The sequence below is a fragment of the Mucilaginibacter sp. genome (genome assembly GCF_028288205.1).
GTDB lineage: Bacteria > Bacteroidota > Bacteroidia > Sphingobacteriales > Sphingobacteriaceae > Mucilaginibacter.
The window spans coordinates 1-6,176 of sequence record NZ_JAQBOD010000050.1 but is presented as its reverse complement, the minus strand read 5'-3'; the positions used below and the strand labels follow the sequence as shown (position 1 = coordinate 6,176).

At 41.8% G+C, this 6,176-nt stretch carries 3 protein-coding genes; all 3 read left to right on the top strand.

Annotated features, from left to right (window positions below; all coding sequences use genetic code 11):
• The coding region (locus JWR23_RS11850) for an MFS transporter (protein WP_299516304.1) at positions 1-1,286 on the top strand (1,286 nt) is incomplete at its 5' end.
• Positions 1,287-1,293: 7 nt separating this feature from the next.
• A complete protein-coding gene (locus JWR23_RS11845; RefSeq protein ID WP_299516303.1) occupies positions 1,294-4,815 on the top strand; it encodes a nitrate reductase in 3,522 nt (1,173 codons plus the stop codon).
• 2 nt (positions 4,816-4,817) lie between these two features.
• Positions 4,818-6,176: rubredoxin (locus JWR23_RS11840; protein ID WP_299516302.1), on the top strand; the 1,359-nt coding region annotated here is incomplete at its 3' end.

The window sequence follows — 6,176 nt, the reverse complement described above, 5'->3', positions numbered from 1 at the left end:
AGTTAAGTAAGTTAAAAATATTTAGTTTAAAAGGTGTGCAAATGCGCACTTTTCATACTACGTGGCTCATGTTTTTTGTATGTTTTTTTGGCTGGTTTGGCCTTGCGCCGTTAATGCCCACCATCCGCGCGGAATTGCATTTAACAAAAGCACAGGTAGGTAACACTATAATTGCATCAGTTGCAGCCACAATTATAGCCCGGCTTTTAATAGGTAAACTTTGCGATACCTGGGGGCCGCGAAAAACAGCGGTAAGGCTATTGCTTGTTGGTTCATTACCTGTATTTTTTGTCGGCTTTGCACATGATTATACCTCATTTTTATTGTTCAGGCTGGCAATTGGGGTTATAGGGGCATCATTTGTTATCACCCAATTCCATACCTCCATGATGTTTGCGCCAAATATTAAAGGCACTGCCAACGCAATAACCGGTGGCTGGGGCAACCTGGGGGGCGGCGTAACCAATATGGTCATGCCATTAATATTTGCAGTAATTATTGGCTTTGGTTATACAAAGGCCGAAGCATGGCGCTATGCCATGATCGTTCCGGGAGTAATGATGCTGGGGATGGCCTTTATATATTATAAATATACTAAAGATACACCCGGTGGTAATTATGATGAAATAGGCCATAAACAAAAAAGAACAAAAACAGACTGGTCCATATTAGGCGACTGGCGCATCTGGGCACTTACGCTGGCCTATGCTATGTGTTTTGGCATGGAGTTGACCTTTGACAATGTAGCCTCGCTGCATTTTGTGGATACCTTTCATTTAACACAAAGCGCGGCAGGTTTTTGGGCGGGAATATTTGGTTTTATGAATTTATTTGCCCGTGCATTAGGCGGTATCGCATCTGATAAAACCGGCAAAAAGTTTGGTATGCGCGGCAAAGGCCTATTATTGGCAGGAGTGCTGCTTTTGGAAGGCTGCGGTTTAATACTTTTTGCGCACTCGGGTTCGCTGCTCACTGCTATACTATCAATGCTGATTTTTGCCTTGTTCCTCAAAATGTCAAATGGCGCTACCTATGGTATCGTGCCTTTCGTCAATTCAAAAAATGTTGGGTTGGTAAGTGGTATTGTAGGTGCAGGCGGCAACCTTGGCGGGATGTTATTCGGGTTCCTCTTTAAATCAACATCCATTACTTACGTGCAGGCATTTAGTTATATAGGCTATACAGTAATAGCCGTGTCGGCAATAATATTAATAACCCGTTTTCAAAAAAAGCCTGTTACTGATGAACAAGTTGAAGACAACGGATTTATTGGCGCTATAATCTAATTTATCAATGTCAAAATCAAGACACACTACGCCAGGTTTAACAAGCACCTGCTGTTATTGCGGGGTTGGTTGTGGTGTGCTTATAAGTAAGGAAAAAAACGAGACAGTTACCCTGGAGGGCGACAAAGATCACCCTGTAAATAAAGGGATGCTTTGCAGCAAGGGCATGAACCTGCACCATACAGTTAATGACAAAAGTGACAGGCTACTGTATCCGCAAATGCGGTACAATAAAAGTATGCCCATGCAGCGTGTTAGCTGGGATGAAGCGTTGGACCGTACCGTTGCCGTATTTAAAACTTTTATTGATAAGTATGGGCCGGATTCTGTAGCATTTTATGCTTCGGGGCAATGTTTAACAGAAGAATATTATGTAGTGAATAAACTCATGAAAGGGTTTATCGGCAGCAATAATATCGATACCAACTCGCGGCTATGCATGAGCAGCGCGGTTGCGGCTTATAAGCTGGCATTGGGCGAAGACAGTGTGCCGCTTTGTTATGATGATATTGAACTGGCCGACTGCCTTTATGTAACCGGCGCTAACCCTGCCTGGTGCCACCCTGTTTTATGGCGGCGTGTTGAGGCACATAAAGCTGCCAATCCGCATATAAAAATAATCGTTGTTGACCCGCGGGTTACGGATAGCGCCAGTATTGCCGATTTGCATTTGCAGCTTAATCCCGGAACGGATATTACTCTTAATCATGCTATTGGCCGGGTATTGATTGAAAACGGCGATACCGATTTTGATTTTATAACCAATCATGCTGAAGGGTTTGAAGCATACAGTAAAGTTATATTTGAAAGAACAGTAAGCGAAGCGGCATTGATTTGTGGAGTTAACGAAGCTGATATTCGTTTGGCTGCAAAATATATAGGTAATGCAAAAGGCTTTATATCTATGTGGACAATGGGGCTTAACCAAAGCGCAATTGGAGTAAATAAAAACCTGAGCCTGATCAACCTTAATTTAATCACCGGGCATATAGGCAAACCGGGGTCAGGGCCATTATCTTTAACCGGGCAGCCTAATGCTATGGGCGGCCGTGAAGTTGGGGGATTGTCCAATATGCTGCCTGCGCATCGCGATCTTGGTAATGCAGTACACCGCGAAGAAGTAGAGAAATTTTGGAATGGAACAACCATTAACCCTAAACCTGGCTTGTCTGCTACCGAAATGTTTGAGGCGCTTAATGATGGCCGGTTAAAAGCAATATGGATATTATGCACTAATCCAATAACCAGCATGCCTAATGCGCGTTTGGTTGAAGATGCTTTGAAAAAAGCCAAGTTTGTAGTAGTGCAGGAAATAACCAACAAGTCGGAAAGTTTGGCTTTTGCCGATGTGATATTACCTGCCGCGGCATGGGCAGAAAAGGAAGGGACAATGACCAACTCTGAACGCCGGATAAGTTATCTCAACAAAGTAATTGATGCCCCGGGAGATGCTTTGCCCGATGCGGAGATCATCTGCCGTTTTGCAAAAAAAATGGGCTATAAGGGCTTTGATTTTGAAAACGCCGCAGCCATTTTTGCGGAGCATGCGCGACTAACTGCCAAAACCAATATTGATATAAGCGGCTTAAATTATACGCTTTTAAAGGAACTTAAATCGGTACAATGGCCCTATAAAAAACGGGGCGTTATGAAAGGCACACCCCGGTTATTTACAGATAAACAATTTTATACGCCGTCCAAAAAAGCGGTTATTAATGCTGTATCCGATACTTTAACAAGTGAACTGCCCGATGCTGACTACCCTTTTATATTGACCACCGGCCGCATCCGCGACCAGTGGCATACCATGAGCAAAACAGGTAAAGTGAATAAGCTGAACCAGCATATTAAAGAATCGTTTTTAGAGATACATCCCGGTGATGCGTCGCGGTTAAAACTAAAGGAGGGCGACCTGGCTGTTATTACATCTTGCCGGGGAGAAGTAAGAGTAAAAGTGCAACTATCGGCACAAATAAAAAAGGGCGTAGTTTTTTTACCGATGCACTGGGGGAAAATATTAGGCAATGATCTGAACCGTGCCAATAACCTAACCAGTGATAAGGTAGACCCCATGTCAAAAGAACCTGATTTTAAATACTGCGCGGTAAAGGTTATTAAGTATCAAAAACCTTTTCAACGTATTGTAGTAATCGGTGCAGGTGCTGGTGCTTATGGTTTTGTCAAGTCATACCGAGAACTCAATAAAATTGACGAGATCACTATTTTCAGTAAAGAGCATTATCCGTTTTACAACCGGGTAATGCTGCCCGATTATATAAGCGGGGAACAACAATGGGAACAATTGGTAAAGATGAAGGATTCGGAAGAGCCGGAATATAATATCAATCTTTTGCGCGGGATAAGTATTGAGCAAATTGACCGTGTCAATAAATTAGTGATCGATTCAAGAGGCGTTAAAACCAATTATGATGTTTTGTTGATAGCCACGGGCAGCAGGGCGGCGGTACCCAGAAACGTGCCCTCGCTCCCTGGCATTTTTACGATGCGTAACCGTAATGATGCGGATGGCTTTAAAAAGCATGTGCCACAAAACGGGCATGTAGTTATTGTGGGTGGTGGTTTGCTGGGCCTGGAAATGGCCGCATCTTTAAGGGAAATGGGTATAAAAATCACTATCGTGCAACGCATTTCTCGCTTTTTAAACCGGCAATTAGACGCATTGGGTAGCCAGTTGCTGCATGAGGAAATGGTTGACCAGGGATGTGATATTTATTATGATGACGAAGTGCAGTTATATTACGGGCGTTCAAAATTAACCGGTGTGGGTTTAAAAAGTGGCCGTAAAATTAATTGCGATGCCATGATACTCGCTATCGGCACTACACCTAATCTGGAGATAGTTAAAGATTGTGGCCTGGAATGCAAACGCGGCGTAATAGTAAACGAACGTATGCAAACCAGTGACCCGGATATATACGCTATTGGCGAAATAGCCGAGTTTGAAGGCACATTATACGGAATAACTGCCGCGGCCGAACAACAGGCAGAAGTAATGGCCCGGTATCTGAACGGCGATATTGCCAGCTATTATAAGGGTAGCTTATTTATGAATATAATTAAAATACATGGGTTTGACTTATGCAGCATTGGCCTGCCCGAAAGCCCTGATGAGCGTTACGAAGAGATCGTTTTTATTGATAAAGTGAAACGCTATTATAAAAAATGCATAGTACATGAAGACAAACTGGTAGGTGCTATTTTAATAGGCGATAAAAGTGAGTTCCTGGAGTTTAGAGATTTGATAGCCAACAAAACAGAACTAAGTGAAAAAAGACTGCAATTACTACGGAGCGGTAATCAAGCCGATCCGGTATTGGGTAAATTAGTTTGCAGTTGTAATAATGTAGGCAGCGAAAATATCCGCAAAAAAGTGGAAGATGGCTGCTATACGATGAATGAGTTATGCAAAGTTACCGGTGCGGGTACCGGGTGCGGGTCATGCCGACCGGAAGTAAAACGATTGTTGGATGAAGCGCTGCAAAGCAAGATAATGGCTAAAGCGGTTTAATTATGGAGCACGTCATCAAAATAAACTTACCAGGTGGCTTTATATCAGCCGGCGATCTTTATGAAATATTACTGATCGCAGAAAATTCAGGTGCAAAACATATTCGTTTTGGCAACCGGCAACAACTGTATTTTAATGTTGACGAGGACAAATTGGAAGATATGGAGCTGGATATGCTAAAAGCAGAAATTAATTATGAGATGGATGCAGATCTATATCCTAATATCGTCAGTTCCTACGTTGCCGATACGATATTTAATCATGAGGGCTGGTTGCGTGAGGGAGTATATAAAGATATTTTTGATAGGTTTGATCACCAGCCCCGATTAAAAATAAACCTGGTGGATAACCACCAAACCTTTGTGCCATTTTTTAGCGGCAACATTAATTTCATCGCCTCCAACACCAATAATTATTGGTTCATCTATATCCGCTTCCCCAAAACGGGCAAACTATATTGCTGTCCGGAGTTGGTTTATTCTGAAGATATTCCGGAGGTTGCTAAGGCTGCGGAAGAGGTTATGCTCCAAAACAAAGAGTTTTTTTATGATAAAGGCGATATAAACGAGGGTGTGTTCTATAAAAAACTTCTAAAAAAGGTCAGCGTTGCTTTTCAGCCGGTAACAGAATTATTAAAGCTTCCTGATTTCTATTTGCCTTATTATGAAGGGTTCAATAAATACAACAATAAATACTGGTTGGGCATTTACCGCCGTCATGAACTCTTTTCGCTTGATTTTTTAAAGGACATTTGTTTGCTATGCCTGAATACACGAATAGGGCAAATCTATACTACCCCCTGGAAATCGATCATTATCAAAGGAATTGAACAAGCTCACCGCAACCAATGGGGTTTGATATTAAGTAAATACCGGGCGAATGTAAGACATGCGGCCAACGAATTAAACTGGCAAATTGAAGATATTTGTAATGAAAGCCTGGAGTTGAAACAACAATTGGTGCGTGAATTTGAGGAAGCTGACCTGCGTACTTATCAGCTTTGTTTTGCTATTAAAACACAGCCGAAAACAGGTTTACAGGGATCGGTCATTATTAAAAAGGATAAAGATGGGCTATATGATATATTACATACCTGTGATTTCAATCCCAACTCAAAGGAAGAGGTGGTTTATTTGCAACAAATTAAATCACAAAAACTAAGCAAGCATTTAATAGCGCTATGTAACAAGTTTTATGATATACAAGGCGAAGTTATTTTACCCACTGTTGCTACTATGACTGATGTAACAAATTCGCAGAATGAAAAAAAAGGTATTTATCAATGTAATAGCTGCTTAACAAGATATGATAAACTTTATGGCGACCAGACAAATAACATTGAGAAAGATATTGATTTTGAA

What these genes read in the sequence shown, in the direction of transcription:
- JWR23_RS11845 (WP_299516303.1), top strand. Translation starts at nt 1,294, where the DNA reads ATGTCAAAATCAAGACACACTACGCCAGGTTTAACAAGCACCTGCTGT.